The sequence below is a fragment of the Halomicrococcus pelagicus genome (assembly GCF_051917725.1).
Taxonomy (GTDB): domain Archaea; phylum Halobacteriota; class Halobacteria; order Halobacteriales; family Haladaptataceae; genus Halomicrococcus.
The window spans coordinates 15878-38805 of sequence record NZ_JBQBLX010000004.1 but is presented as its reverse complement, the minus strand read 5'-3'; the positions used below and the strand labels follow the sequence as shown (position 1 = coordinate 38805).

The 22928-nt window shown below is 68.3% G+C and carries 30 protein-coding genes; 11 read left to right on the top strand and 19 right to left on the bottom strand.

Annotated features, from left to right (window positions below; all coding sequences use genetic code 11):
- Positions 1–18: 18 nt before the first annotated feature.
- Genes ACTF4R_RS11855 through ACTF4R_RS11840 form a run of 4 tightly spaced genes read right to left on the bottom strand, consistent with a single transcriptional unit; the run spans position 19 to position 3914 of the window.
- Complete coding sequence (locus ACTF4R_RS11855) at positions 19–1047, bottom strand: branched-chain amino acid ABC transporter permease (protein WP_440008058.1); 1029 nt, start codon at positions 1045–1047, stop codon at positions 19–21.
- Complete coding sequence (locus ACTF4R_RS11850; protein WP_440008056.1) at positions 1044–1742, bottom strand: ABC transporter ATP-binding protein; 699 nt, start codon at positions 1740–1742, stop codon at positions 1044–1046. The genes ACTF4R_RS11855 and ACTF4R_RS11850 overlap by 4 nt, the downstream gene beginning before the upstream one ends.
- Positions 1739–2503, bottom strand: a complete 765-nt coding sequence (locus ACTF4R_RS11845) for an ABC transporter ATP-binding protein (RefSeq protein WP_440008055.1) — start codon at positions 2501–2503, stop codon at positions 1739–1741. Before ACTF4R_RS11845 ends, ACTF4R_RS11850 begins: the two co-directional genes overlap by 4 nt.
- A gap of 1 nt (position 2504) precedes the next feature.
- On the bottom strand, positions 2505–3914 hold the full coding sequence (locus tag ACTF4R_RS11840; protein WP_440008054.1) for an ABC transporter substrate-binding protein: 1410 nt from the start codon (positions 3912–3914) through the stop codon (positions 2505–2507).
- 238 nt (positions 3915–4152) lie between these two features.
- Between ACTF4R_RS11840 and ACTF4R_RS11835 the strand changes: the two genes are divergently transcribed.
- On the top strand, positions 4153–5211 hold the full coding sequence (locus ACTF4R_RS11835; protein WP_440008052.1) for a DUF7350 domain-containing protein: 1059 nt from the start codon (positions 4153–4155) through the stop codon (positions 5209–5211).
- Positions 5212–5285: 74 nt separating this feature from the next.
- On the opposite strand, the gene ACTF4R_RS11830 is transcribed toward ACTF4R_RS11835, so the two are convergent.
- A complete protein-coding gene (locus ACTF4R_RS11830; protein ID WP_440008051.1) occupies positions 5286–6287 on the bottom strand; it encodes a transcription initiation factor IIB in 1002 nt (333 codons plus the stop codon).
- A gap of 395 nt (positions 6288–6682) precedes the next feature.
- The gene (locus tag ACTF4R_RS11825; RefSeq protein ID WP_440008490.1) at positions 6683–7306 is read right to left on the bottom strand and encodes a phosphoribosyltransferase; all 624 of its coding nucleotides are present in this window, start codon (positions 7304–7306) and stop codon (positions 6683–6685) included.
- Between the two features lie 118 nt (positions 7307–7424).
- On the opposite strand from ACTF4R_RS11825, the gene ACTF4R_RS11820 reads away from it, so the two are divergent.
- Positions 7425–8021: a hypothetical protein gene (locus ACTF4R_RS11820; protein WP_440008050.1), complete on the top strand. Its 597-nt coding sequence runs from the start codon at positions 7425–7427 to the stop codon at positions 8019–8021.
- A 2-nt stretch (positions 8022–8023) separates the two neighbouring features.
- Here the strand turns inward: ACTF4R_RS11820 and ACTF4R_RS11815 are convergent, their stop codons facing one another.
- Positions 8024–8482, bottom strand: coding sequence for a pyridoxamine 5'-phosphate oxidase family protein (locus ACTF4R_RS11815; protein ID WP_440008049.1), 459 nt, complete (start codon positions 8480–8482; stop codon positions 8024–8026).
- 110 nt (positions 8483–8592) lie between these two features.
- Between ACTF4R_RS11815 and ACTF4R_RS11810 the strand changes: the two genes are divergently transcribed.
- Positions 8593–10374, top strand: a complete 1782-nt coding sequence (locus tag ACTF4R_RS11810) for an ATP-binding protein (RefSeq protein ID WP_440008048.1) — start codon at positions 8593–8595, stop codon at positions 10372–10374.
- Between the two features lie 3 nt (positions 10375–10377).
- On the opposite strand, the gene ACTF4R_RS11805 is transcribed toward ACTF4R_RS11810, so the two are convergent.
- The 3 genes from ACTF4R_RS11805 to ACTF4R_RS11795 form a co-directional block, all read right to left on the bottom strand.
- Positions 10378–10542, bottom strand: coding sequence for a hypothetical protein (locus ACTF4R_RS11805; RefSeq protein WP_440008046.1), 165 nt, complete (start codon positions 10540–10542; stop codon positions 10378–10380).
- On the bottom strand, positions 10542–10853 hold the full coding sequence (locus ACTF4R_RS11800; protein WP_440008045.1) for a hypothetical protein: 312 nt from the start codon (positions 10851–10853) through the stop codon (positions 10542–10544). Before ACTF4R_RS11800 ends, ACTF4R_RS11805 begins: the two co-directional genes overlap by 1 nt.
- 202 nt (positions 10854–11055) lie before the next feature.
- A complete protein-coding gene (locus ACTF4R_RS11795; RefSeq protein WP_440008043.1) occupies positions 11056–11604 on the bottom strand; it encodes a hypothetical protein in 549 nt (182 codons plus the stop codon).
- 100 nt (positions 11605–11704) lie between these two features.
- Here ACTF4R_RS11795 and ACTF4R_RS11790 point away from each other — a divergent pair, with 100 nt between their 5' ends.
- Positions 11705–12901, top strand: coding sequence for a WD40/YVTN/BNR-like repeat-containing protein (locus ACTF4R_RS11790; protein ID WP_440008042.1), 1197 nt, complete (start codon positions 11705–11707; stop codon positions 12899–12901).
- Here ACTF4R_RS11790 and ACTF4R_RS11785 read toward each other — a convergent pair.
- The 3 genes from ACTF4R_RS11785 to ACTF4R_RS11775 all read right to left on the bottom strand — a co-directional run bounded on the left by ACTF4R_RS11785 (position 12889) and on the right by ACTF4R_RS11775 (position 14536).
- Complete coding sequence (locus ACTF4R_RS11785; RefSeq protein WP_440008041.1) at positions 12889–13833, bottom strand: DUF3179 domain-containing (seleno)protein; 945 nt, start codon at positions 13831–13833, stop codon at positions 12889–12891. The genes ACTF4R_RS11790 and ACTF4R_RS11785 overlap by 13 nt on opposite strands.
- A 105-nt stretch (positions 13834–13938) precedes the next feature.
- A complete protein-coding gene (locus ACTF4R_RS11780) occupies positions 13939–14127 on the bottom strand; it encodes a DUF7576 family protein (protein ID WP_440008039.1) in 189 nt (62 codons plus the stop codon).
- Positions 14128–14179: 52 nt separating this feature from the next.
- Entirely contained in the window at positions 14180–14536 is a 357-nt protein-coding gene (locus tag ACTF4R_RS11775; RefSeq protein WP_440008038.1) for a hypothetical protein, read from the bottom strand.
- A gap of 279 nt (positions 14537–14815) precedes the next feature.
- Here ACTF4R_RS11775 and ACTF4R_RS11770 point away from each other — a divergent pair, with 279 nt between their 5' ends.
- Positions 14816–15403 carry a DUF7344 domain-containing protein gene (locus ACTF4R_RS11770; protein ID WP_440008036.1) on the top strand — a complete coding sequence of 196 codons (588 nt, stop codon included), beginning with the start codon at positions 14816–14818 and terminating at the stop codon, positions 15401–15403.
- Between the two features lie 246 nt (positions 15404–15649).
- Here the strand turns inward: ACTF4R_RS11770 and ACTF4R_RS11765 are convergent, their stop codons facing one another.
- Positions 15650–16036: a DUF4112 domain-containing protein gene (locus tag ACTF4R_RS11765; protein WP_440008035.1), complete on the bottom strand. Its 387-nt coding sequence runs from the start codon at positions 16034–16036 to the stop codon at positions 15650–15652.
- A gap of 122 nt (positions 16037–16158) precedes the next feature.
- Between ACTF4R_RS11765 and ACTF4R_RS11760 the strand changes: the two genes are divergently transcribed.
- Positions 16159–16899 (top strand): hypothetical protein, encoded by a 741-nt coding sequence (locus tag ACTF4R_RS11760; RefSeq protein ID WP_440008034.1) that lies wholly within the window; start codon positions 16159–16161, stop codon positions 16897–16899.
- A 17-nt stretch (positions 16900–16916) separates the two neighbouring features.
- On the opposite strand, the gene ACTF4R_RS11755 is transcribed toward ACTF4R_RS11760, so the two are convergent.
- Both ACTF4R_RS11755 and ACTF4R_RS11750 read right to left on the bottom strand, forming a co-directional pair.
- Complete coding sequence (locus ACTF4R_RS11755; protein ID WP_440008033.1) at positions 16917–17297, bottom strand: hypothetical protein; 381 nt, start codon at positions 17295–17297, stop codon at positions 16917–16919.
- Positions 17298–17417: 120 nt separating this feature from the next.
- Positions 17418–17708, bottom strand: a complete 291-nt coding sequence (locus tag ACTF4R_RS11750) for a hypothetical protein (RefSeq protein WP_440008032.1) — start codon at positions 17706–17708, stop codon at positions 17418–17420.
- Between the two features lie 197 nt (positions 17709–17905).
- Here ACTF4R_RS11750 and ACTF4R_RS11745 point away from each other — a divergent pair, with 197 nt between their 5' ends.
- Entirely contained in the window at positions 17906–18472 is a 567-nt protein-coding gene (locus ACTF4R_RS11745) for a HalX domain-containing protein (protein WP_440008030.1), read from the top strand.
- 77 nt (positions 18473–18549) lie between these two features.
- On the top strand, positions 18550–19065 hold the full coding sequence (locus ACTF4R_RS11740; protein WP_440008029.1) for a hypothetical protein: 516 nt from the start codon (positions 18550–18552) through the stop codon (positions 19063–19065).
- Positions 19066–19140: 75 nt separating this feature from the next.
- Here ACTF4R_RS11740 and ACTF4R_RS11735 read toward each other — a convergent pair whose 3' ends face one another.
- The 3 genes from ACTF4R_RS11735 to ACTF4R_RS11725 form a co-directional block, all read right to left on the bottom strand.
- Entirely contained in the window at positions 19141–19641 is a 501-nt protein-coding gene (locus tag ACTF4R_RS11735; protein WP_440008027.1) for a GNAT family N-acetyltransferase, read from the bottom strand.
- 65 nt (positions 19642–19706) lie between these two features.
- Positions 19707–20237, bottom strand: a complete 531-nt coding sequence (locus ACTF4R_RS11730) for a DUF192 domain-containing protein (protein ID WP_440008026.1) — start codon at positions 20235–20237, stop codon at positions 19707–19709.
- A 63-nt stretch (positions 20238–20300) separates the two neighbouring features.
- Positions 20301–20777, bottom strand: a complete 477-nt coding sequence (locus ACTF4R_RS11725) for a DUF456 family protein (RefSeq protein WP_440008025.1) — start codon at positions 20775–20777, stop codon at positions 20301–20303.
- 132 nt (positions 20778–20909) lie between these two features.
- On the opposite strand from ACTF4R_RS11725, the gene ACTF4R_RS11720 reads away from it, so the two are divergent.
- From ACTF4R_RS11720 to ACTF4R_RS11710, 3 genes are read left to right on the top strand one after another with little or no spacing between them, the layout of a single operon-like run.
- Positions 20910–21788: an NAD(P)H-binding protein gene (locus ACTF4R_RS11720; protein WP_440008024.1), complete on the top strand. Its 879-nt coding sequence runs from the start codon at positions 20910–20912 to the stop codon at positions 21786–21788.
- A complete protein-coding gene (locus ACTF4R_RS11715) occupies positions 21785–22501 on the top strand; it encodes a DUF7530 family protein (RefSeq protein ID WP_440008023.1) in 717 nt (238 codons plus the stop codon). Before ACTF4R_RS11720 ends, ACTF4R_RS11715 begins: the two co-directional genes overlap by 4 nt.
- Before the next feature lie 40 nt (positions 22502–22541).
- Complete coding sequence (locus ACTF4R_RS11710) at positions 22542–22928, top strand: hypothetical protein (RefSeq protein WP_440008022.1); 387 nt, start codon at positions 22542–22544, stop codon at positions 22926–22928.

Genomic DNA, 22928 nt, shown 5'->3' with positions numbered 1-22928 from the left:
TCCGCGTCGGTCTCGGTGCTAATGGCCGCCCACCTCCTCGACGCCGAACAGGCCCTGTGGACGCACGACGAGCACGACCACCAGGATGAGGAAGACGGTCATCTCCGGCAGGCCGGCGAAGCCGATGGCGTTGTTGAACCACCAGGTCGTGACGGCGTCCGCGAGGCCGACGACGAGCGCGGCGACCACGGTGCCGCGGAAGGTTCCGAGGCCGCCGACGATGACGACGACGAACGCCGGCAACAGCGTGTGCGACGCGAGGGGGACGCTCGCGCCCCAGTGGGGGTCCCACATCAGCAGGACGCCGGCCAGTCCGGCGAGGCCGGTTCCGAGCGCGAACACGACGGTGAACACCCGGCGCACGTCGATGCCGAGCGCCTCCGTCATCTCGGCGTCCTCGCTCCCGGCCCGGATGACGAGGCCGTACCGCGTCCGGGTGAGGAAGGCCCAGATGCCGGCGACGGCGAGGACGCCGACGCCGATCTCGAACAGCGCGAGGCCGCGCACCGAGAGCGGGCCGAGTCCCACCGACTCGGTCAGGACGGCGGGCTTCGTGCCGAACGCCGCCTGCCACTCCGCCATGGGCTGCATCCCGTAGAACTGGACGACGATGCGGACGAGTTCGTCCAGCACGAGCGTCAGTCCGAAGGTGAGCAGTATCTGGTAGATCGGCGGGCGGTCGTACAGCCGTCGGACGAGCCCCACCTCGATGCCGGCCCCGAGCGCCGCGAGCGCGGCGAACACGGCCGCGGCCGCGACGAAGAACAGCGCGAGGCGCGCGAACTGTCCGGTCCCCGAGGCGACGGCACTGACCATCACGAGGCCGCCGAGGTACGCGCCGATCATCGTCAGCGAACCGTGCGCGAAGTTCAGCACGCCCATCAGTCCGAAGATGAGCGTCAGTCCGCCGGCTATCATCACGTACAGCGCCGCCTTCGAGAGGCCGTCGACGAGCACCGAGGCGAGGTTCGACGGCCGGACGAACCGCCCCAGCGCGTCGACGAGCCCGGCGAGGACGACGTCTCCGACGAGCATCGGGTCGGTCATGCGCTGAGATGCCTCCTGAGTCGCTCGTCGTCGGCCGACGCGTCGTCGGCGTCGCCCTCCTCGACAACTCGACCGTTGTCCAGCACGTAGAACCGGTCGGCGAGGTCGAGCGCCAGGGGGAGGTTCTGTTCGACGAGCAGCAGCGTCGTGTCCTCGGCGGCGTCGGACAGCGCCTCCGCGACCGACTCGACGACGAGGGGCGCCAGTCCCTCGCTCGGCTCGTCGACGAGCAGGATGTCGTTGTCGCCGACGAGGCTCCGCGCGATGGCGAGCATCTGCTGCTGGCCGCCCGACAGCGACCCGGCGTCCCGGTCGCGGAACTCCTCGAGGTCGGGGAACGTCTCGAACGCCTCCGCGAGCGCCGCGTCGGCGTCGCCGTCGTCGGGCACCGCCACGCGGACGTTCTCCTCGACGGAGAGTTGCGTGAACACGCGGCGGTCCTCCGGAATCCAGCCGACGCCCATGTCGGCCACCTCGTGGGTGTCCCTGCCGACGAGTTCCTCGCCCCGGAGGCGGACGCTGCCGGAGCGCGGCGGCGTCAGCTGGAGCACGGACCGGAGCGTCGTCGTCTTGCCGACGCCGTTGCGGCCGACGAGGGCGACGACCTCGCCCGCCGCCACCTCGAACGAGACGCCCTCCAGCACGTGGCTCTCGCCGTAGTACGTGTGGGCGTCCTCCACGGTCAGCAGGCTCACGCGGCTCCCTCCCGCTCGTAGCCGCCGAGGTACGCCCGCTGTACCGCCGGGTCGCCCTGCACGTCCTCGGGCGGGCCGTCCGCGATGACCCGTCCCTGGTTCAGGACGACGACGCGGTCGCTGACCTCCATCACGATGTCCATGTTGTGCTCGACCAGCAGCACGGCGTGGTCGGTCGCCACGTCCTCGATGAGGTCGATGATGTCGCCGACGCTCTCGCTGGAGACGCCGGCGTTCGGTTCGTCCAGCAGGAGCACGTCGGGGTCGCCCGCCAGCGCGATGCCGACCTCCAGCTGGCGGGTCGCCCCGTGGCTCAGGCTCTCGGCGGTCGTCTCGGCCTCGTCGAGGAGTCCGACGCGGTCGAGGATGGCGCGCGCCTCCGCGACGTACTCGTCGAACGCCCCGGCGTTACGCCACGCGTTCGCCGCGTCGTCGCCCTGCGCCTGCGCGGCCACGCGGACGTTCTCCAGCACCGTGCTCGTCGGGAAGACGTTCGTTATCTGGTAGGACCGGTGGACGCCGAGGCTCGCGGTGCGGTGCGGCGGTGCGTCCGTCACGTCGCGCCACTCGCCGTCGGCGCGGAACTCGATGCTGCCCGCCGTCGGTTCGAGGACGCCGGTCAACAGGTCGAAGAACGTCGTCTTGCCGGCCCCGTTCGGGCCGATGAGCGAGCAGAGCTGGTCCTCTTCGAGCGCGAAGTCGACATCGTCGACGGCGACGAGTCCGCCGAAGCGCTTCGTCAGCCCCGCGGTCCGGAGCATGTTACAGCGAGCAACCCATCCCGTTCGCGTCCTTCGGAATCGTCGCCTTCGCCCCGTCGATGGTGGTGACGGGGTCGCCCGGCATGACGGCCGCCTTCCAGCTGTCCGACCACTCGTCCGTGGTCGGGACGGGGTTGGCGACGGTCATCGACGACCGGGCCTGGTTGTTGTACCCCTGGAAGACGTAGCCGCCCTCGCCCTTCGGCGTGTCCCTGACTGTCATGCCGCGCATCGCCTCGGCGACGTCCGCGCCCTTCGTCGACCCGCTCTCGCGGACGCCCTGGACCAGGGCCGAGGCGGCGGTGAACGTGCCCGAGGTGAACAGGTCCGGCACCGTGCCGTACGCCTTCCTGTACGTGTCCACGAACTCCGAGTTGATCTCGTTGTCGTACTGGTTCCAGTGGTAGCGCGTGGTGAACGGACCGAGCTTCGCGTTTCGAATCTTCTCCTTCGTCAGCGGCTCGCCGAGTACCTTCTGCATCGTCTGGCCGACGACGGCGTTCGTGATGCGCGTCGCGAACCCGCCGAACACGCGATAGCTGTAGTCGCCGGATAGGAACGAGGTGAACAGCGCGGGCAGCGTGGCGACGGTGAACCCGCCGACGATGCCCTCCGCGCCGGCGTCCTCGGCGCGGTCGAGCAGGCCCTTCCACTCGGAGTGGCCCTTCGGCACGAACTTCTTGCCGACGATCTCGACGCCCTCCTGCTTGAGGACCTCCTCGTAGTTGTTCACGACGGCCTTCCCGAAGCTGTACTTCGCGCCGAACAGGAACACCTTGCTCACGTCCGTCTCCTGGGCGACGTACTTCCCGCCGCTACGGGCGTCCATCGCGGTTGTCTCGCTCGCGCGGAACACGTTCGGTGCGCAGGTGTCCGCGTTCGACGTGACGCCCGCGGACGCCGCCGGCCCCGCGATGTACGGGACGTTCGTCTGCTTGGCGACCGTCTCGATGACGCGGGTGGCGGCCCCCGAGGAGGCACAGCCGAAGAGCACGTCGACGTCGTTTTTCACGAGGTTCGTCGCCAGTTGCTGGGCCTTCTTCGCGCTGAACTTCGTGTCCTGGACGTGAAGCTCGAAGTCCACGTCGCCGACCGAGACGGTCGTCGTCCCGGTCTTCACGCCCGTCTTCGGCGTGGCGTCGGCCTTGTACGCCAGTCCCGAGAGGAAGCCCCAGAGGCTCTGCTGTCCGTAGTACTTCAGGTCGCCAGAGACTGGCTGGAGTACGCCGACCTTGACCGTCCCCGATACGTCCGTCGCCGTCGTTTGCTGCGTTCCCGTCATGCCGCCGTCTCCCTTGTCGCTCGTCGTCCCTCCGTCTTCATTATTGCCGGTGCAACCCGCGAGTCCCGCCGCCCCCACGGCTCCCATGGAGGTGAGCAGGTCGCGTCGGTTCACGCCGTGGTTTACCATGACGTGTGTACCGGGAACGAGAAACGGCAAATACTGCTGGGTTAACATGTTAACGGTCGCGAGACGGGAAAAGTCGCCCCGGAGCCTCACCCGCTCCCGTTCCCAGTGCACCGTCCCGGGTAATGAACGCTGTGGCGGGTGTCCACGTTCGGCTTCGAGAGGGGGAGACGACCGCGTCGGTCCGTTTTCGACGGGCGTACCAGAACCCCTTTTCGCACGCCACGACTAGGGGCCGACGATGAACCGGCGTACGCTGTTGCGGACCGCGGGAGTCGGTGTGGCCGGGTCGATGACCGGCTGTGCGAACCTCTTCCAGACGCGCACGGTCGGTCGTTCGCCGCCGATGGTGCAGAACCGTCCCGACGCCGTCTACGTCCCCTCGCACGTCGAGGGGATGGAGATGGCCGGGATGGCGAAGCGGGGACGGCTCCGGCTGGCGCTGTTCTACAGCTTCCCCCACCGCTTCTGGCTGATGGGTGGCGGGACGGCGAAACGGCAGAAGAAAGTCGAGATACAGTCCGAGGACGACGTGCATCTGATGGCGTCGGCGTGGGACGCGAAGACGAAACGGGTGCTGCCGGCGGGCAACGTCCGAATCACCCTCTCGAACGGTGACTGGAGCGCCACGCGGACGATGTGGCCGATGCTCTCACAGAACATGGGATTTCACTTCGGCGACAATCTGAGCCTCGACGGCGACGGCACGTACGAGGCCGAAGTGAAGGTCGGCGGACTGGACTTCCGCAAGACCGGCGCGCTCGCCGGGCAGTTCGACGGGACGGAGACGCTGACGACGACGTTCGACTACAGCCAGTCCACGAAGGAGGACATCGCGTACAGGCGACTCGACGACCGGAAAGGCGAGCGCGACGCGGTCGACCGGATGGACATGAGGATGCCGGTCAGTCACGTCCCGAAGCGGGCGAATCTCCCGGGACAGTTCCGCGGCGAAGTGACGACGGGCGACGCACCGTTCCTGGTGAGCACCGTCGCGGACGGACCGCTGGCGAACGAGGGCACCTACCTCCTCGTCTCGCCCCGGACGCCGTACAACCGCTATCCGCTGCCGATGACGTCCCTGTCGACGACGCTGACCCGTGACGGCGAGACGTCGTTCGAGGGTGCGTTGACGCCGACGCTCGACCCGGACGCGGGGTATCACTACGGCACGAGCGTCGACGGCGTCGCGTCCGGCGACGAGTTGGCGATTCGCGTCGAGTCGCCGCCGCAGGTGTCGCGCCACGAGGGGTACGAGACGGCGTTTGTCGGGATGGAGACGAAGACGCTCGCGCTGTAGCTATCGGCGTCGAGTTCCGCCAAAACGAACGTCGTCGACGAGTCGAGTCAGAAAAAACCCGCCAGGTCCCATCGTCAGGCCAGCACTTCGTCGTCCTGTGCGGCCTCCAGCAGTTCCTGGTAGCGGTTGCGGATGGTGACCTCGCTCACGCTGGCGACGTCGCTGACTTCGCTCTGGGTCACCTTCTCGTTGGACAGCAGCGACCCGGCGTAGACGGCGGCGGCCGCCAGGCCGACGGGCGACTTCCCGCTGTGGACGCCCGTTCTCTTGGCCGTCTTCAGCAGGTCGTGTGCGCGGCGTTCGGCCTCGTCGCTGACGTCGAGGTCGGAGGCGAACCGCGTCACGTAGCTCTGGGGGTCGGCGGGCTGGATTTCGAGGCTGAGTTCGCGGACGATGTAACGGTAGGTGCGCTTGAACTCCATCGCGTCGATGCGACTGACTGCCGCCACCTCGTCGAGGCTGCGCGGGACGCCGACCTGGCGGGCGGCGGCGTACAGCGACGCCGTGGCGACGCCCTCGATGGAGCGGCCGGGAAGCAGGTCCTCGTCGAGCGCACGGCGGTAGATGACCGACGCCGTCTCCCGGACGTTCTTCGGCAGGCCCAGCGCCGACGCCATGCGGTCGATTTCGCCGAGCGCCTGCTTGAGGTTGCGCTCCTTGCTGTCGCGGGTGCGGAAGCGCTCGTTCCACTTGCGGAGACGCTGCATCTTCTCGCGCTGGCGGCTGCCGAGCGAGTTGCCGTAGGCGTCCTTGTTCTGCCAGCCGATGTTCGTCGACAGCCCCTCGTCGTGCATCATCTTGGTGGTGGGGGCACCGACGCGGCTCTTCTGGTCTTTCTCCTTCGAGTCGAACGCGCGCCACTCGGGGCCGCGGTCGACGCTGTCCTCCTCGACGACGAGGCCGCACTCTTCGCAGACGGTCTCGCCGTGCTCTTCGTCGCTGACGAGGTTGCCGCCGCACTCGGGACAGACCGTCTCGTCCTCGCTCTCCTGTTCTTGCTCGCTCTCGTGTTCGTGTTCGGTTTCGCTGGACTGTACGTCCGCTCCGCCGTAGTTTCGGATTCGAGTACCAGTCATGATGGATTGATGGGACCGCACTGTCGGATGCGCTGGCGGGTGCTCCCGGAATGGGGAAACCAAGAAAGTCCCGGGAGGTCATTCCCTAACCAGTAGTAAGGCCGAAAATGATATAAATGCTTCGGTAGATTGTGCAAGGTGGACCCGACTCCCGGCCGCGCTTTACTCCAGATTACCCCGGCGAAACGGCACGAACCTCCCGATACGCAGAAAACTGCCCTGTTCGGTGGGGGCAGTATTGCATTTCGTTCACACAACCATACGGCGGAACGCCACGGAACCTCGACGTGCTCGGCGATTCCGCGCGCACTTTGGAACGCGCTCGCACCGCTCTTCGACCGCGGACCGTCACGCCAGCCTCGGCGGTGTCGGGGTTCCGGCGTCGAACGCAGCGGTCACTCGTCGAGGTACGACCGGGCCCGTTCGTCGGACACCTGGTCGAAGCGCCGGTAGAACTCCCCGACGGCACCGAACCCCGGCGGCGTATCCACGCAGACGACCTCGTCGGCTTCAGCGCGGAGACGTTCGACGGAGGTCGGCGACCCGACCGGTGCGGCGAGCGTGACGTGGGCCGCATCGTCGTTCCTGACCTGTCGCAAGCAGGCGATTATCGTCGCGCCCGTGGCGATGCCGTCGTCGACCACGAGCACGCGCCGACCCGACAGGTCCGGAGTCGGTCGGCCACCGCGGTAGGTCTCGGCCTTCTCGCGGGCCGCCTCGGCCTGTCGCTCCCGCTCCCGTTCGACGTACTCCTCGCTCACCGACAGATTCTCGACGATGCCGTCGTTCACCCACGCGCTCCCGTCGGCTCCGACCGCTCCGATGGCGAGTTCCGGGTTCTGTGGTGCGCCCATCTTCTTCGCGACGACGATATCCAGCGGCGCATCGAGTCGGTCCGCGACCACCCGCCCGACGGGCAACCCCCCGCGCGGTACCGCGAGCACGATGTCCGCATCGACGCCGCGCTCCTCGAGCAGGGTCGCCAGTTGCTCGCCCGCGTCTCTCCTGTCGGTGAACACGGTTACCACCGTGGAGAGCACGACGTGCTCGCGAATAAATCCTCGCGCCGTCGTCGGCCTCGCCCGCGTCTCGGTCGGGCACACGTTTCGAGTCCCCGGACGACGATAGGGGGAACGAATGCAGCGAGTATCGCAGGCGACGGTGCTGCGCCACTGGTTACGGCTGGAATGTGCGAAGCCGGAGACGCCCGACTTCGCGGTCGAGTCGCTGTCCGAACGGGCCGCGCTGGACCACCTCCTGGACTGCAAGCCCGGTGCGGCGGCGTTCGTCTGGCGCGACGCCCCGGTTCGCTGGTACCGGACGACGCTCTCGCCGGAGGCGTTCGCGCGACTGCGCGTAATTGAGGGACCCGAGGGGATGCTGTGGCGGTCGCTCTCGCCGGACGGCACGGTCGTCGGCGCTGCGCGGCGCGTCGCCGGCGGCGACCCCGACGCGCTCGCGGCCGAAACGGGAGTCGACGTCGGGCGCGTCCTCGACGTTCGCGAGAACCCGCCGGACGAACCGCTGGTGCTGGCGCGACGCGAGGGCTGCGAGCCGCCGTACGTCGCCGACGGCAACTACCGGGCGACGGCCCGCGCCCTCGCGCTGGTCGAAACGGGCGAGTACGACCCGGTCGAGGCGTATCTCGGCGTCTGTTCGCGGCCGGTGCTGGAACCACTCCGCCAGCGCGCCTGCGCGCTCGTCCGGCGCGCGCTGGGGCGGTGGCCGCGGTAGCGCTACGCTCGCTCCAGGCTCGGGGAGAACGACTGGTCGCGGGCCACGACCGTGTCGGGGTCGACGCGGACGAACGACCAGCGGTCCGGGTCCAGCGCCGCGAAGCGAGGGTCCCACGCCGAGCGGGCCTCGCCGAGGTACCGCTCCAGGAGCCGGTCGACCCGGTCGTCGTCGAGCGGTTCCAGCGACGCCTCGCCGCGCATTCCGACGTGGATGACCCGTCCCGAGCGCACGTCGAAGTCGACGACGGCGAGCGCGACCTCGGGACGCTCGGCGACCCGTCGCGCGTACGACTTCCCCTCCGTGTCGCCGAGTATCCAGACTCGCTCGTCCTCCCAGAGGAACCACAGCGGCGAGACGCGCGGGTGGCCCTCCGGCGAGGCGGTGCCGAGGAAACAGAACAGCGGTCGGTCGAGGACCGCGTCGAGCGGCCCGTCGAGCGTGTTCTCGACTATCTCCATGTGGACGGTGCACGGCGGCTCCGGTCAAGGCGTTTTCGCGTCCGACGGCGATTCTCCGTCGCGTCGCCATGCAAAATTTGAAGACGTACCTGTCGGTACGAGCAAGTAAGATGGACGAAGAACAGCGGCTGTCGGTCGGACATCTCGTCGACGACGGAACGCCGGTGTCGCTTCCCGTCGTGGAGATTCTGACGGGCCGTGGCTTCGTGACGGGCAAGTCGGGGTCGGGCAAGTCCAACACGGCGAGCGTCGTCGTCGAACAGCTACTCGACGCCGGTTACCCGGTCTGCATCATCGACGCGGACGGCGAGTACTACGGCCTGAAGGAGGAGTACGAACTCCTGCACGCCGGGGCCGACGAGGAGTGTGACATCCAGGTCAGCGCCGAGCACGCGGAGAAGATCGCGGCGCTCGCGCTCGACCAGAACGTCCCCATCATCCTCGACGTGTCGGGCTACCTCGACGACGACGAGGCGGACGAACTCATCCGCGAGACGGCCCGACACCTGTTCGCCAAGGAGAAGAAGCTGAAGAAGCCGTTCCTGCTCGTCGTCGAGGAGTGCCACGAGTACATCCCGGAGGGCGGCGGAATGGGCGAGACGGGGAAGATGCTCATCAAGGTCGGCAAGCGCGGGCGCAAGCACGGCCTCGGCATCATGGGCATCAGCCAGCGCCCCGCGGACGTGAAGAAGGACTTCATCACGCAGGCGAACTGGCTGGTCTGGCACCGGCTGACGTGGGAGAACGACACGAAGGTCGTCAGCCGCATCGTCGGTTCGGAGTACGGCGAGAAGGTGCCGGACCTGGACTCCGGCGAGGCGTTCGTCCAGACGGACTGGACCGACGGGGGCGTCCGCCGCATCAAGTTCAACCGCAAGGAGACGTTCGACGCGGGTGCGACGCCCGGACTCGACGACTTCGAGCGGCCCGAACTGAAGTCGGTCAGCGACGCGCTGATGGACGACCTGGAGGGTATCACGGAGATGCGCGAACAGGAGCAGGACCGCGTCGCCGAACTCGAGAGCCGCCTCGAAAACAGGGACGAGCGCATCCGCGAACTGGAGGACGAACTCGAATCGGCCCGCAACGTCTCCGCCGCCGCGCGGAAGATGGCGAACGCTCTCGCCCACGGCGAGGTCGGCACGCCGGAGGACATCCAGCGGCGACTCCGCGAGAAGGACGAGCGCATCCGCGAACTCGAGGCGAAGGTCGCGGAACTCCAGGACGAACAGTCCGAACTCGGCGAGTTCGAGGCGGGCGTCGACGAGTCGGCGCCCGCCACGACGGACGGCGAGGCGGGCGAGGTGGACGACGCGGCGACTGCCGACTCGCCCGCAGTCGACGGCGCCGCGTCGTCCGCCGGCGAAACGGTCGGTGAGGAGGCGGAGGCGAACGAGACGGACGAAAAGGGGTCGGGCGACGAGAGGCCGGACGAGGAGGGGTCGAGCGAATCGGCTGTCTGGGATGCGGAGGACGACGAGGTGACGGCGTACCTGGAACGACTCCGCGAGCGCGGACACGAACTCCGGGACTCGGTGGTGACCGACATCAACCCCGAGACGGCGTCGCTCATCGACCTCGCCCAGTCCGAACCGGTGGTCGTCCGCATCGACTCCGCACGCCGCGAGTCGCTGTGTAACGAGGACCACTCCTGGGACGTCGTCGCCACGCTCGCCCGCGACGGTCCGATGACCGTCCACGAACTCGACGAAAGCGTCGCCGCGTCCGTCGAGCAGATTCAGAGCCTGCTGGCGGAACTCCGGAAGCGCTCGTTCGTCACGCGGGACGAGAACCGCGCGTACGCGCTGAACCGGGAGGCGATGGTCGCCGTCGTCGAGGACCCGGACGAGCGGATTCGAACCAGCGAACTGATCGCCCAGTGGCGCGAGTAGCGCTCAGCGCCAGCGGTCATCGACGCCGCCGTCGCGTTCGGCGTCGCGCAGGTCCCGGGGACTCCACTCGTCGGCCGCCCGGCACTTCGCTACGAGCGCGCCGAGTGCCGCGAAGAGCGCGGTAGCGACGAGCAGTTCCAGCACGAGGAACGCGGCGAAATCGACCATCAGTCCTCGTTCGCGCCGGAGTCACCTGTCGTTTCCGGCGACTCCGCTTCGTCTGCGGACCCGGATTCGTCCGCCGATTCGGGGGGATTCTCGCCTAAGCGAGGGCGCAGGAAGTGGACGGTCCCGGCGAGCATCAGTCCAACGCCGAGCGTCACGCCGACGTAGTCGAAGCCGGCGGACGCGACTCGAATCCCCGGCACGGCGAGGTACGCCGCACAGAAGACCGCGAGCAACAGGAGAACTAGCGACGACGGTCCGGGGAGTCGTCGGCCGTCGTCGTCTGATTCGGAGTCGTCGTTCGGTTCGGACACGCGTTGACCAGTCGTCAGACTCTGTCGTCTCCGTGGTTATAAACTTTCGTCAGCTTCTACCATTTCGAAGAGAAGTTGTGGTCGAAGGATAGATACTTCGAGGGTTCGAAGCGGCGGACGGCAGAGAGGCGGGCGCCGGAGCGGCGCGTCGTGTGGCGAGCAGATTCGACGGTGCCGTCCGATGCGGCTGGCCGTGCGACGGTCAGAGAGTGTCGTCAGAGCACTTCATCGAGGTTCGTATCCCGCCCGTTTCGACGGTGCCGTCGGCGCGAACGACCACGCTCGTCGACGAGTCGTTGCAGTCGAACCGCGACCGCGGGACCTTCGTCGTTTCCTTGACGCCCGCGATACGAGCGACGGCCTTGTATCGCCCGGGTCGCCGGAGTTCGACCGCCAGCAGCCCGCCGGGAGCGAGCGGGTACGTCCGACGGAGCAACCGGTCGGTCGAGGAGCCGAGCGGCGACGACGACGTGCGCGACAGCCCCAGCGCGAGGCGGCGGCGATCGCTCGACTCGTTCCAGAACCAGAGAAGGTGCGGCCGCGGGTCGCCAGACCGCTCCCGACCGACGGTCACCAGCGCGTTCGGTGGCGACTGCGTCTTCACGTTCGGTGGTCGCAGTCCGCGTTCGATTCGACCCGGCGACGTGTCGGTATCCACGGTCGTCGAGCGGAGCGACCCCGAACAGCCGGCCAACGAGACGGAGAGTGCGGTACCAAGGGCCGAGAGGAGCGCGCGTCGCGTGGAGGGCATACTCGACGGCTTCGCTCGCCCCGATAAATGTCTTCTGCACGACATACTCCCCGACCGTGGCGAGAAGGCTGATTAGTATCAGCGCCCAATCGCCCGTCGAATGGACGACGAATCCGAGCAGGAAACCGTCGGGGGATTCTGGAGCTACTACCGGCGATACACGAAGACAGCCGTTCACGCCGCCTCGGCCGCGGCGCTGACCGGTCTCGGGTACCTGACGACCGTCCACGAGGGGTTCGCGGTCCTGGCTGTCGCCGCGTACGTGCTACCGCCGGTCTACCTCTACGCGACGCGAGAGGAGAGCGAGCGCCCGCCGACCGACGGCGACGCCGACGAGTCGGCCGGCGAGAGCGACGCGGCCGATGCGCCGAGCGCCGGTGACGAAACGGCCCCGGACTCCGGGGAGGAACGGGCTTCCGAGGACCCCGAACTGGAACGCGACCGCTGGACGACCGCAACGGTGCCGACCGACGCGACGCTGCGCGCCGTCACCGCCGACGGTCGGCCCTGCGCGGTCGGCGACGGCGGCGTCGTCCTGGCGCGTGGCGGCGACGGCTGGCGGACGGTCGTCGACGACGGACCGGGCGCCGCCCGGAACGCGCTCCGGGGTGCTGACGCGACCGAGGACGGTCGGGTCTGGTTCGCGGGCGACGGCGGCGCACTGGGGCGACTCGACGCCGACCGCGTCACCGACCACTCCGCACCGGAGGAGATGACGAGCACCTGGAACGACGTCGCGGTCGCGGGACGGGCCGGCCGGGAAGCCGTCTACCTCGCCACCGGCTCCGGCGAAATCGTCCGCGGACGCAACGACGACGGCGACCTCTCGTGGGCCGCACCGGTCAAACCCGGAAGCGGGTCGAGCGTGGCCGCGGTCGCGTTCGACTCGCCCGAGCGCGGCGTCGCCTGCGACACCGGGGGCGGCGTGTACGAGACGACGGACGGCGGCCGCGAGTGGGAACGCATCGGCGCGGCGGACGCCGCCCTGCACGACGTGGCGTTCGCGGGCGAGACGCTGTACGCCGTCACCGACGACGGGTCGGCGCTGCGCTACGACGGCGACCGATGGACGCGCCGCTCCGTCGCCGACGCACCGCTTCTGGCGGTGGCGGGATACGACGGGAGCACGGAGCTGCTGGCAGTCGGCGAGGACGGCGTCTACCGGCGCGCCGACGACTGGGAGCGCGTCGACCTCCCGACGTTCGCGGCGTTCCGGTGCGTCGCGACCGGCGAGGGCGGGACCGCCGTCGCGGCGGGCGACGACGGGACCGTCGTCGAGCGAACTCAGGGCTCGTAGAACGCGTCGGGACCGTGGTCGTCCTGCCAGGCGAAGGCGAACAGCCGACGAGCGGGGAGTCGGTCCAGCGTTCGGCCGTCGTCGCTCTCACCGGTCGCGCCGTGCCAGCGTGCACCGTCGCCCCGGAAGTACGGACCCTCCTCCGGTTCGAAGGCGACCCCCGGATGCTCGAAGGCGTGGACGCCCTCGGCGGCGAAGACGACGGCGTCCGCGTCGCCGACGCTGGCGGTGACGACCCCGCCGGCCGCCTCGACGCGGGACAGCGGCACGCCGAGCGCGTCGCCGTCGCGTTCGAGGCCGACGACGACCGCCTTCGGGTCGAGGTCGTCGCGGTTCCACTCCCGCGAACCGTCGCCACGGTGTGCCGCCAGGCCGAAGCCGTCCGTCTCGAAGTAGTCGCGGTACGGCTCCTCGTCGTAGTCGATCTCCTCGACGCTGTCGCCGTCGCCGCTGGCCTCGCTCGCGCCGCCCGGCGGCCGGAGGACGACGCCGTCGTCGTGGCGCTCGCGGAATCTGTTCCAGGGGAGCATCGCCGCGGCGCGGACGGTCAGCGACTCGCCGGCGAGTTCGCCGGCGATGCACTCGCCGCTCGACTGTTTCCACTCCGACTCCGTCTCGCGGTCGTACAGGACGAGGTCGTCGTCGTCGAGCTTCCCGGAGACGCCGAACGTGAGCGTTCGCCCGGCCACCTCGCGGACGTAGACGACGGCGCTCCCGCAGAGGGGACACCACGTCACCGCTATCGGGTCGTCGACGTGGTCGTTGACGACCTCGTGGTAGTGGAGGTATCGGACGGGATAGGCGCGGGTCGGCCCGTCGTCGGACTCGACGACGATGACCCGGTCGCCGGGGTCGCCGTCGTACCCTCGTCCGAACGCCGGGTCGTCGACGCTCGGGATGGCGTCACGGGGTACGACCTGTCGTACGTTCATCGTCCGGACGTTCCGCGTTATCGCACAAAAGTTCGGGGGAGCGGTCGCTCTCCAGTTCCCGTCTCACTTTCTCCGGTTCCCGTCTCACTTTTCCCGGTTCCCGTCTCACTCCGGGAACGCGCCGGTCCACTCGTCGAGGCAGTCGTCGCTGCAGAAGTGACAGTCGACTCGCTCTACGTCGTTGGCGGTCACGTTGCGCCGCACCGTCACGCGGGGGTGGGCGTCGCTCGTATCGACGAGGCTGTTGCAGTTCGCACATTCGTCGAACTCGTCGTCTGGAGTATCGACGGCCATGGAGTCCCTACACAGTCGCCCGGAGTAAAGCTACTGCCCGTCGTCGGTTCCCCTACTCGCGGAGCGCGTCGGAGTCGTCCGACCGTACGGCGACGGTGTTCTCGAACGTCTCCCGGACGTCCTGGGCGAGCACGGAGAACGCCATCGCCCGGATGAACACCTCGTAGTCGGCGTGCGTGTCGGTCGCGTCCTCGGTGACCACGTCGTTGACGACGTCGATTTCGGGTTCCTTCTCGGAGAGCTCACAGATCCGCAACGATGTTTCGCTGTTCCAGAGGTCGACCACACAATCGCCCACGGAGCGGTAGAGGGCGGCCCGGACGCTCATTCCGGATTCGACGCGCGCGTCCACGTCGCTCGCGAGACGGCGCACGACGCGGCGGTACTCCGGCCTGTCGAAGTTCGCCATTCGGCGTAACGTTCGATTGACGGCTATTAATAGGTGGGTGACGGCCGTCTCGCTGTCGGCGAAGCCGAGCGTAGTTGGCCAAAAGATAGAATACCCGTTTATCCGTCGTTAGGACCCAGTATCTTTATAAAATGCTGCAGTGCTATTGAACTCCATGGCACGCGAACGAGGAAACGACAGATTACTGCGCCGTACGCGCTGGACGGCGTGGACGTCCGCCGGTAATCGCTGCTTGAACGGCGAGTCAGGGCAGGCACCGAGGCCGTATCCGGGCAACCTATGAGCGCCTCGTCAGACGCGCCACAGTCCCGGTCGGTCGACGACCGGGAGGACGCTCAGGCGTCGCTCTCCCGCGACAAGATATTCCACATCCTCCAGACCCAGCGCCGGCGCGACGCGCTCCGCTACCTGAAAGACCGGGAGGAGCCGGTGGAGATGCGGGCGCTGGCCGAGCAGGTGGCGGCGTGGGAGAACGACACGACGGTGGCCGCGCTCTCCTCCGACGAACGCCAGCGCGTGTACATCGCTCTCTACCAGTCTCACCTCCCGAAACTCGACGAGGAGGGCGTCATCGACTACAACCAGAGCCGGGGCATCGTCGAACGAGGGGTCCTCGCCGACGAGTTCGACCCCTACCTCGACGTGTCCGACGACGAGGACGGAGAGCAGGTCGAACCGGCGGAGACCGAGACGCAGTGGCTCGACTACTACCGGCACAGCACCGCGGCAGGCATCGTCGTCGTCCTGCTGTCCTGGCTCGGCGTTCCGCCGATGACGGTCCTGGGGACCGGTCAGTGGGGTGCGCTCGTCGTCGCCGCGTTCGGCCTCCTCTCGCTCGCCCACGTCGCGTTCGGCGACCGGGATTGACGGCGTTCTCACCCGGGCCGCTCACCGACCGCCGCGTTAGAACCGTCTCGAAAGCTCGGACAGCGAACCGAACGGACGCGAGCCGGGGGTCGTGCGTCGCCCTAACTCGGAACGGCGATGGTCGAGAAGAGTACGACGGTCCTGCCGGGGATTATCCCGACCGACGACGCCGGTCGAGAAACGGCGACGCACGCCGGGTGCGTCGCGGCGTTCGAGTACGTCTAAAGCCGAAGGGCGCAGCGACGCTTACGCGTACTGTTCGACGTGCTCTTCCAGCAGGTTAGCGTTGCGCACGTTGGCCTTCCAGAACGCGTCGAACAGGGTCCCGAGGACCGGGATGGATCCGACGACCGCGTCGAGAACGACGTTCCCGACCATCCGGGCGAGTTTGTCCTGGGGAACGCCCATCAGGTACCCCTCGAGCACGATGTACAGCGATATCACCGCGGAGAGAGCGTCGCCGCCGACCGGGAGCAGCCCCAAGACGGGGTCGAGCCCGAACCGGTAGTCGGTGCCCGGCACCCGGATGGCGTCGTCCATCACCGTACTCAGCGCCCGGACGCGCTCGATGGAGTCGCGTTTCTCCGGCGGTAAGTCGGCCGGCAAGTCGTCCGTCGTCAGGTCGCTCGACATGGCTATCGGTTTGGACGGACTACCTGTAGGCCCTTCGGCCGTCGGGCGACCGGGGAGTCTCCACCGGCTCGGCGGGACGGGTCGAATCGCTTAAGTAATGTCCGTGCCAGGTTGGGCCAGACATGGTCGTTCCGCTCGGGCACGTCGAGTCGCAGGTCAGCGCCGGCGTCGTGCAGTTCGTCGGGGCGGGCCTGCTCACGGTCTCCTCGGCGATCTTCGCCGTCTACGCGCTCCGGAACCGACAGCTCGACCGGCTCGAGTCCCAGCGACCGTTCTGGCGCTACCTGACGCTGCTCGGCGTGGCGGGAACGACGCACGGACTGACCGTGATGCTCGGGGCGGCGGTCCACGCCCGCTCGCTGGTCGCGCTCTCGCACGCGGCGCTCCTGTTCGCGACCGTCTTTCTGGCCTTCGCGATGCGAGAACTGTACTACAACAGCGCGCTGGCACCGCCGCCGGGGGACCGCGACGTCTCGCTTGCCCGACTACGACGGATAGAGACCGGGTTCGTCGGCGTCATCCTCGTCGAACTCGTCGTCGTGTTGCTCATCGACCAGGGGGCGGTGGCCGCGCTCGTGAAGGGAGCGGGAAGCCTGGCGTTCGCCACCTACGGCGTCGTCTTCGCCGAGCGACTCGAGTCGTTGACGCGGGGGACGCCCGTCGACACGCTTCGCCGCCATCTCGTTCCGGTGCTGGTCTGCACCGGACTGCTCGGGGTCGCGGACCTGGCCACGCTGTTCGGCGTCGGCCACGTCGTCGCCCGGAGCGTCCAGAGCGTCTTCGTCGTGATGGTCGGCGCGTTCCTGCTCACCGCGAGCATCCGCCTCCAGCAGAACGTCCACGGACTCTCGACGCCGGAGTGAACGTCCGACGGGACGACCTACAGCGGGCACAGCCGTCCCTTGTCGCAGTACGGACACCGCTCGTCGACCCCGTAGCGGACGCAGACGCGCCCGCACATCCGACACGCTCTCAGCGCTTCGCTGTTCGTCGCGTTCTCGCGCCGGGCGTCGACAGCCGCCTCCAGGGCTTCGAGCTTCGACTCGGCGTCCGCCAGCCGTCGCTCCAGCGACCGGAGTACGGCGCGCAGTTCGGCGGGGCTGGGGTTCGCCGGGCGGTCGAACCGTGGCACCGGCTCGTTGGCCGTCCGTCGTCGCGGCTCTCGCTCACCCGGCGTCTCGGGCAGACGCCGCCAGCGTTCGTTCGTCTCGAGCCGTGGTCGTCGTCCACCGTCGGGGTCGTCGCGGTCGTTCCGGGACATGGTTCTACCGCTCCGAGAGACGACGTGGTACCGTATCAAAGTCCGCGTGTCGCCCGCCGGCCGGTCGCGTTCGGGGGCGTCGTCGCCCGCTGTCGCGGCGAGACCCTGGTGGAGGAGCGGCTAGAGGGGCACGTCCTCCGGCCGGTTCACGGGAAGCGGTGCGTACAGCCGCTTGCGAGCGTCGGGCGCGTAGAGTCCCTCCTCGACCAGCCCCCTGTCTTTCAGTTTCGTCAGCGCGTCGCGGGTCGTCCGGGCGGGCAACAGCGCGTTCTCCCGTACCTGCCGCTGGGTCAGGGGTGCTTCCTCCTGGAGAACCCGGTAGACCAGTTTCGCGCTCGGTGGCAGTGCTAGAAGCCGCTCGAATCGTTCCTCGGGCGTTTCGTCACTGGTGCGTCCAGCAAAAACGACCACTGGTTTCGGACATACCGTTCGAGCTTTCACGCTCCAGCGTGTTATTTATTCCGGTCGTATCACCGGAACGGAAGTAAAAGAAGTTCTATATCTAATAGTTCGGATACTCCACAACCGCAAGATATAAAGATGCCATGGCGAATGATTCATTAGCGACCAGTACAGGTTGGAAATACCCGAATCCGTCAACTCAAATCATGGCTGCTGACGACCCTACGATTCTCGTCGTGGACGACGAGGAAGACGTGACAGACCTCTACACGACGTGGCTCGAGAACGACTACGACGTACGAAGCGCATACGAGGGAGAGAGTGCCCTCGAACTGCTCGACGACGGCGTCGACGTCGTGTTGCTCGACCGGCGGATGCCGGGTCTCTCGGGCGACGAAGTTCTCTCCGAGATCCGGGACCAGGACCTCTCTACCAGGGTAGTGATGGTGACCGCGGTCAAACCCGACTTCGACATCCTCGACATGGGCTTCGACGATTACCTTGTCAAGCCAGTGTTGAAAGACGACTTGCATCAGGTGGTCGAGGGGATGTTGACCCGCGTCGACTACGATGGACAGCTCCAGGAGTACTTCGCGCTCGTCTCGAAGAAGGCCGTCCTGGAGGCCGAGAAGGACGCCGAGGAGCTCAGCCAGAGCGAGGAGTATCAGGCGCTCATAGAGGAGGTCCACCAGCTCCGCCAGCAGGTCGACCACGCTCGCGCGAGCCTCAGCGACCACGAGGACTTCGTCGGCGCGTTCCGGGACCTCGAGTAGCGCGTCGACACGCCGGTCTTTTCGACTCCGCCCGTTCATCCGAAATAGTAAAGACACTGACCTCACAGGGAGGGGACATGAGGGACGAGGACACGGAGGAGATACTGGACGCGCTCGGTCTGGACGGGGAGACGGACCTACCGGCGTCCCCGGAGGCGCACTTCGAGCACCGCCTGCTGTCGGCCGTGGTGGACGCGCGCCGCGAGGACGTCGACTACTGGCGACTGTTCGAACTCCTGGAGCGTTACCAGCGCGCCGCGGTCCGGGCGGCGTTCCGGAGCGGCGAGTTCGGCTCGGAGTACGTCGGGAGGGTCGGCCAGGACACGGTGCAGTACTCGCAGGTCGTCCACGCGACGGCCCAGGCGATGACGGACGGCGCCGAGAAACGCGACGTGCTCGTCAACCTCGCCAGCGCCTACCGGCTGTTCGAACGGGAGTGGACCGGCGAAGGATGGTCGGCCGGGGGTTCGGCCGTCGCGCCGGGCGGAGCGGCCCGCGGTCGGGGAGACGAGACGGAGAGCGCGACGGGGACTGCCGACGACCGCGAGTCGTCGGGGATGGACGCGACTGGCGATGCGGTCACCGAAGAATGAACCTCGCGTACCCCTACCCGAGGTAGACGGAGACAGCGCCACCTGCGGTAAATGTTTTGTGTTCCGGGGGTCGGGTCAGGCTTCCTCGCCCGTGAACGACAGCGTGTAGACGTTCTCCGCGTACCGTTCGCCGCCGAGTTCGACCTCCCCCTCGTCGGTCTTCTCGAAGTCCAGACCCTCGTAGAACGCGTTGCCGGCCTCGTTGCCCGCGAGCACCATCGCCTTCATGCGGCGCATGTTGAAATCGAGCAGGTCGTCGCGCAGGCGCTCGTGTAGCGCGGTCCCGATGCCGCGACCCTGGTGGTCCGGGTCGACGTACAGCCGGAGGACGTACCCCTCGTCGTCCTGGCAGACGCCGTGACAGAACCCGACGACGTCGTCGTCTTCGGTAGCGACGACGAACGCGGTTCCGGGGCTGTCGAACGCCGACGCGAGCGTCTCGTCGGCGTACCAGTCGGCGACCGTCTCCTCGATGGTCTCCTCGTCGAGCAGGTCGTCGTAGGTCGCTCGCCACGCTCGTGATGCGACTCGGCGAATCGCTCCGGTGTCGGCTTCGGTCGCAGGTCGCAGTTCCATACCGTGGTTTCTCCGTGAGCAGTGGTAACGCTTCTGAACTACCAGCTCGGTTGCAGCAAGAAAAGTCAGCTTTCGGTCGTCGGGCGCGACTCGTTGAACGCGAGTTCCGCCCCGGGGCCGACGCCGGTGCGGTTGGCGAACCCCTGTCGCATCTCGACGACGTACTTCGCGGGCGCGTCGCTGGAGTAGCGCCTGAGTTCCGCGTCGGTGGCGTTCGGTTGCGGATCGGCGTGCGCGACGTCGACGACCGTCCCGTTCGCCGCGACGAAGACGATGTCCAGCGGGACGAGCGTGTTCTTCATCCAGAACGTCCGCGGGGCCGCCTGCCCGTAGACGAACACCATGCCGTGGTTCCGCGGGAGCGACTGGCGATACATCAGTCCGCGACTGCGCTCCTCGGGCGCGTTGGCGACCTCGAGCGTCACCGGGACGCGCTCGCCGTCGACGACGAACGCCGCGGAGACGTTCTCCTCGACGTCCGTCGTCCGGGGCGCCTCCTGGGTCGTCGTCCCGTCGCCCGGCAACCCCACTCCCGAACACCCTGCCAGCACCACCAGCGCGGCCAGCGCGACGGGCAGGGACGCGTTCGCTCTCATGACACCGGGCGACGACGGCCAGCGTCAAAAGTCCGGGTGTTCGTTCGACCCGGGCGAGGACGCTCAGAGCAGCGTGACGGCGAGGAAGCCGACGAGGACGGCGGCGGTCACGAGGAACTGGACGAGCGCCGAGGCGAGCATCCCGACGGCGGCGTAGACGCCGCTGCGAAGGCCCTGACGGGCGTTCCGCGTGCGGACGGCCTCCACGGCGAAGACCGCCCCGGTGACGCCGACGAGCATCCCGACCGGACCGGTGAGGAGCAGCGCGACGACACCGACGACCGCCGCCACGACCGCGGAGAGCCGCGACGCTCCGCCGGCGCGGGCGGCGGCGGCCCCGCCGAAGTAGTCGGCCGCGAACGCGGCGGCACCGACGACCGTCGCGGTCGCGACGAACGCCAGACCGGGCGCGCCGAAGTCGGTCGACCACCAGTAGAGATAGACGCCCGAGAGCGAGAGCGGTACGCCCGGGACCAGCGGAGCGACGCTGCCGACGACGCCGACGACGAGCAGCGCCACTGCGACGAGATAGAGGTCCATGCCCGGACAGGGGGCCGCTGGCCCCTTCACGGCTGTGGGCGTCGGCCCGCTCTGGCCGGACGGTCCCCCCGCCGGGAGCCAAACGTGATTGCCCGACAGCTTTTGAGTGTTCCCCGTCCGATATTTCAGTGGATGAGAGTACTCGTCGCTGGAGCCACGGGATTCGTGGGGAGTCACCTCCTCCCGGCGCTGGTCGAGCGCGGTCACGACGTCGTGGCGCTGACGCGGGACGCCTCCGACTACGACCCGCCGGCGGGCGTCGACGTTCTGGAGGCCGACCTGAACGACCGCGAGAGCCTGGAGGGCGTCTTCGAGGGCGTCGACGCGGCCTACTACCTCGTCCACTCGATGGGGAGGAGCGAGGACTTCGAGCGGGAGGACCGGCAGGCGGCGCGCAACTTCGTCGCGGCGACTCGCGGTTCGGGCGTCGAGCGCGTCGTCTACCTCAGCGGTCTCGGCGGTCACCGCGCGACGCTGTCGGACCACCTCGAGTCGCGTCGCGAGGTGGAGTACGTCCTCGGTACGGGCGAGTTCGACCTCACGGTCCTCCGGGCGGCCATCGTCGTCGGCGACGGTAGCACGAGCTTCCGCATCGTCCGCCAGCTCGCGGCGCGGCTCCCGCTGATGATCACGCCGCAGTGGGTGCGGACCGAGTGCCAGCCCATCGCGGTCGACGATATGGTCGCCTACCTCGCCGGAGTGCTCGACGTTCCCGAGACGGCCGGCGAGACGTACGAGGTCGGCGGTCCAGACGTGCTCACCTACGGCGAGATGGTCGAGCACACCGCCGAGATACTGGGCCACTCGCCGACGATGGTGTCGGTCCCGGTGCTGACGCCGCGGCTGTCGGCCTACTGGGTCGACCTGGTGACCGACGTCCCACGGGACGTCGCACATCCCCTCATCCGCGGACTGAAGACGCGTACCGTCGTCGACGACGACCGCATCCGGTCGCTCGTGGACGTGGACCTGACGCCGTTCGACGAGGCGGTCGAGCGGGCGGTCGCATGACGAACGAGGAGCAGCTCGAGGAGGCGACCCGGCTCTGGACGTACGAGGGCATCGTCGACGCCGTCCCGGGCGTCGACCTGCCGGACTGGGCGGCGGTCGTCGTCCAGTTCGCGCTGTTCGAGGGGGCGCTCCTCGCGCTCGCGTGGGCGTACGACCTCTGGCAGGGCGTGCTGGCGGGCACGGCGGCGGTCGTCGTCGCTACCGCGGGAAGCGCGCTGATGCTCACGCTCGGGCGCAGCATCCGGGAGCTGGAGACGCCGGCTGCCTACCGGGGACTCCTGTTCGGGTCGCGCATTGAGGTCGTGCTCGGCCTGCTGTCGTTCGTCGGGCTCGTCACGTACCTGTTCGTCTACGACCCCCGGCAGGGCGGGACGCCGCTGCTCGTCGAACTGCTCGGTCGGGAGCCGCCGCTTCCGGCCGTCTACTTCACGCTGCTGGTGCTCTGGGACGTCTGCTACCGCATCGGGACGGCGTGGTGGGCCAGCGTCGTCGGCTTCTGGGTGGCGGTGCGGTACTCCGACGAGTCGATGGCCGGAACCGACTTCCGCCGGGTGGACGTCCTCACCGTCGCGTTCGCCCTGCTCCAGCTCGTGCTCGTGCCGTTCGTCCGGGGGGAGCCGTTCCTCGTCCTCGCGCTCGTGGGCCACGTCGCCGCCGTCGTGATAGTCTCCGGGGCGGCGATTTTCGTCCGTTCCTGGTCCGGAACTATTTAACGGACGAGGGCATACTCCGGTACGTCACGGGCTGGCACGTATGTCCGAGCAGGAGCCGACGTTCACGATTCCGCACCGTCCGCAGCGACGGTACCCTCGCAGCGGCGGCGTCACCTACGAGGGCGAGACTATCTTCCGTCTCTCGCCCGACGCCGACCGCGAGGAGGCGCAACTGGCGGACCTCGTCGAGGGCGTGCTCGCGGGCGACGCCTACACGTTCGGCGACTGGTTCGACCTGCCGGCGCCGGTGTATCTCGTCCACGACGACGAACTCGACACGACCTTCACCGCGGTCGTCCGGAACGGCTCCGTCGAGTTGCACGTCCTGCCGGACACCAGTTCGGAGGGGCTGGCGGCGCTCTACCGCCGACTCGCTGCGGCCTCCGAGACCGACTGGTCGGTCGCCTGCGAGTCCTCGCCGTCCTGA

What these genes read in the sequence shown, in the direction of transcription:
- ACTF4R_RS11760 (WP_440008034.1), top strand. Translation starts at nt 16,159, where the DNA reads ATGGTCGTTCCGCTCGGGCACGTCGAGTCGCAGGTCAGCGCCGGCGTC.
- ACTF4R_RS11775 (WP_440008038.1), bottom strand. Translation starts at nt 14,536, where the DNA reads ATGGCGAACTTCGACAGGCCGGAGTACCGCCGCGTCGTGCGCCGTCTC.
- ACTF4R_RS11795 (WP_440008043.1), bottom strand. Translation starts at nt 11,604, where the DNA reads ATGCCCTCCACGCGACGCGCGCTCCTCTCGGCCCTTGGTACCGCACTC.
- ACTF4R_RS11725 (WP_440008025.1), bottom strand. Translation starts at nt 20,777, where the DNA reads ATGGACCTCTATCTCGTCGCAGTGGCGCTGCTCGTCGTCGGCGTCGTC.
- ACTF4R_RS11715 (WP_440008023.1), top strand. Translation starts at nt 21,785, where the DNA reads ATGACGAACGAGGAGCAGCTCGAGGAGGCGACCCGGCTCTGGACGTAC.
- ACTF4R_RS11765 (WP_440008035.1), bottom strand. Translation starts at nt 16,036, where the DNA reads ATGTCGAGCGACCTGACGACGGACGACTTGCCGGCCGACTTACCGCCG.
- ACTF4R_RS11785 (WP_440008041.1), bottom strand. Translation starts at nt 13,833, where the DNA reads ATGAACGTACGACAGGTCGTACCCCGTGACGCCATCCCGAGCGTCGAC.
- ACTF4R_RS11730 (WP_440008026.1), bottom strand. Translation starts at nt 20,237, where the DNA reads ATGAGAGCGAACGCGTCCCTGCCCGTCGCGCTGGCCGCGCTGGTGGTG.
- ACTF4R_RS11845 (WP_440008055.1), bottom strand. Translation starts at nt 2,503, where the DNA reads ATGCTCCGGACCGCGGGGCTGACGAAGCGCTTCGGCGGACTCGTCGCC.
- ACTF4R_RS11855 (WP_440008058.1), bottom strand. Translation starts at nt 1,047, where the DNA reads ATGACCGACCCGATGCTCGTCGGAGACGTCGTCCTCGCCGGGCTCGTC.
- ACTF4R_RS11780 (WP_440008039.1), bottom strand. Translation starts at nt 14,127, where the DNA reads ATGGCCGTCGATACTCCAGACGACGAGTTCGACGAATGTGCGAACTGC.
- ACTF4R_RS11805 (WP_440008046.1), bottom strand. Translation starts at nt 10,542, where the DNA reads ATGGTCGATTTCGCCGCGTTCCTCGTGCTGGAACTGCTCGTCGCTACC.
- ACTF4R_RS11710 (WP_440008022.1), top strand. Translation starts at nt 22,542, where the DNA reads ATGTCCGAGCAGGAGCCGACGTTCACGATTCCGCACCGTCCGCAGCGA.
- ACTF4R_RS11745 (WP_440008030.1), top strand. Translation starts at nt 17,906, where the DNA reads ATGGCTGCTGACGACCCTACGATTCTCGTCGTGGACGACGAGGAAGAC.
- ACTF4R_RS11820 (WP_440008050.1), top strand. Translation starts at nt 7,425, where the DNA reads ATGCAGCGAGTATCGCAGGCGACGGTGCTGCGCCACTGGTTACGGCTG.
- ACTF4R_RS11835 (WP_440008052.1), top strand. Translation starts at nt 4,153, where the DNA reads ATGAACCGGCGTACGCTGTTGCGGACCGCGGGAGTCGGTGTGGCCGGG.
- ACTF4R_RS11735 (WP_440008027.1), bottom strand. Translation starts at nt 19,641, where the DNA reads ATGGAACTGCGACCTGCGACCGAAGCCGACACCGGAGCGATTCGCCGA.
- ACTF4R_RS11815 (WP_440008049.1), bottom strand. Translation starts at nt 8,482, where the DNA reads ATGGAGATAGTCGAGAACACGCTCGACGGGCCGCTCGACGCGGTCCTC.
- ACTF4R_RS11720 (WP_440008024.1), top strand. Translation starts at nt 20,910, where the DNA reads ATGAGAGTACTCGTCGCTGGAGCCACGGGATTCGTGGGGAGTCACCTC.
- ACTF4R_RS11840 (WP_440008054.1), bottom strand. Translation starts at nt 3,914, where the DNA reads ATGGTAAACCACGGCGTGAACCGACGCGACCTGCTCACCTCCATGGGA.
- ACTF4R_RS11790 (WP_440008042.1), top strand. Translation starts at nt 11,705, where the DNA reads ATGGACGACGAATCCGAGCAGGAAACCGTCGGGGGATTCTGGAGCTAC.
- ACTF4R_RS11755 (WP_440008033.1), bottom strand. Translation starts at nt 17,297, where the DNA reads ATGTCCCGGAACGACCGCGACGACCCCGACGGTGGACGACGACCACGG.
- ACTF4R_RS11770 (WP_440008036.1), top strand. Translation starts at nt 14,816, where the DNA reads ATGAGCGCCTCGTCAGACGCGCCACAGTCCCGGTCGGTCGACGACCGG.
- ACTF4R_RS11740 (WP_440008029.1), top strand. Translation starts at nt 18,550, where the DNA reads ATGAGGGACGAGGACACGGAGGAGATACTGGACGCGCTCGGTCTGGAC.
- ACTF4R_RS11830 (WP_440008051.1), bottom strand. Translation starts at nt 6,287, where the DNA reads ATGACTGGTACTCGAATCCGAAACTACGGCGGAGCGGACGTACAGTCC.
- ACTF4R_RS11810 (WP_440008048.1), top strand. Translation starts at nt 8,593, where the DNA reads ATGGACGAAGAACAGCGGCTGTCGGTCGGACATCTCGTCGACGACGGA.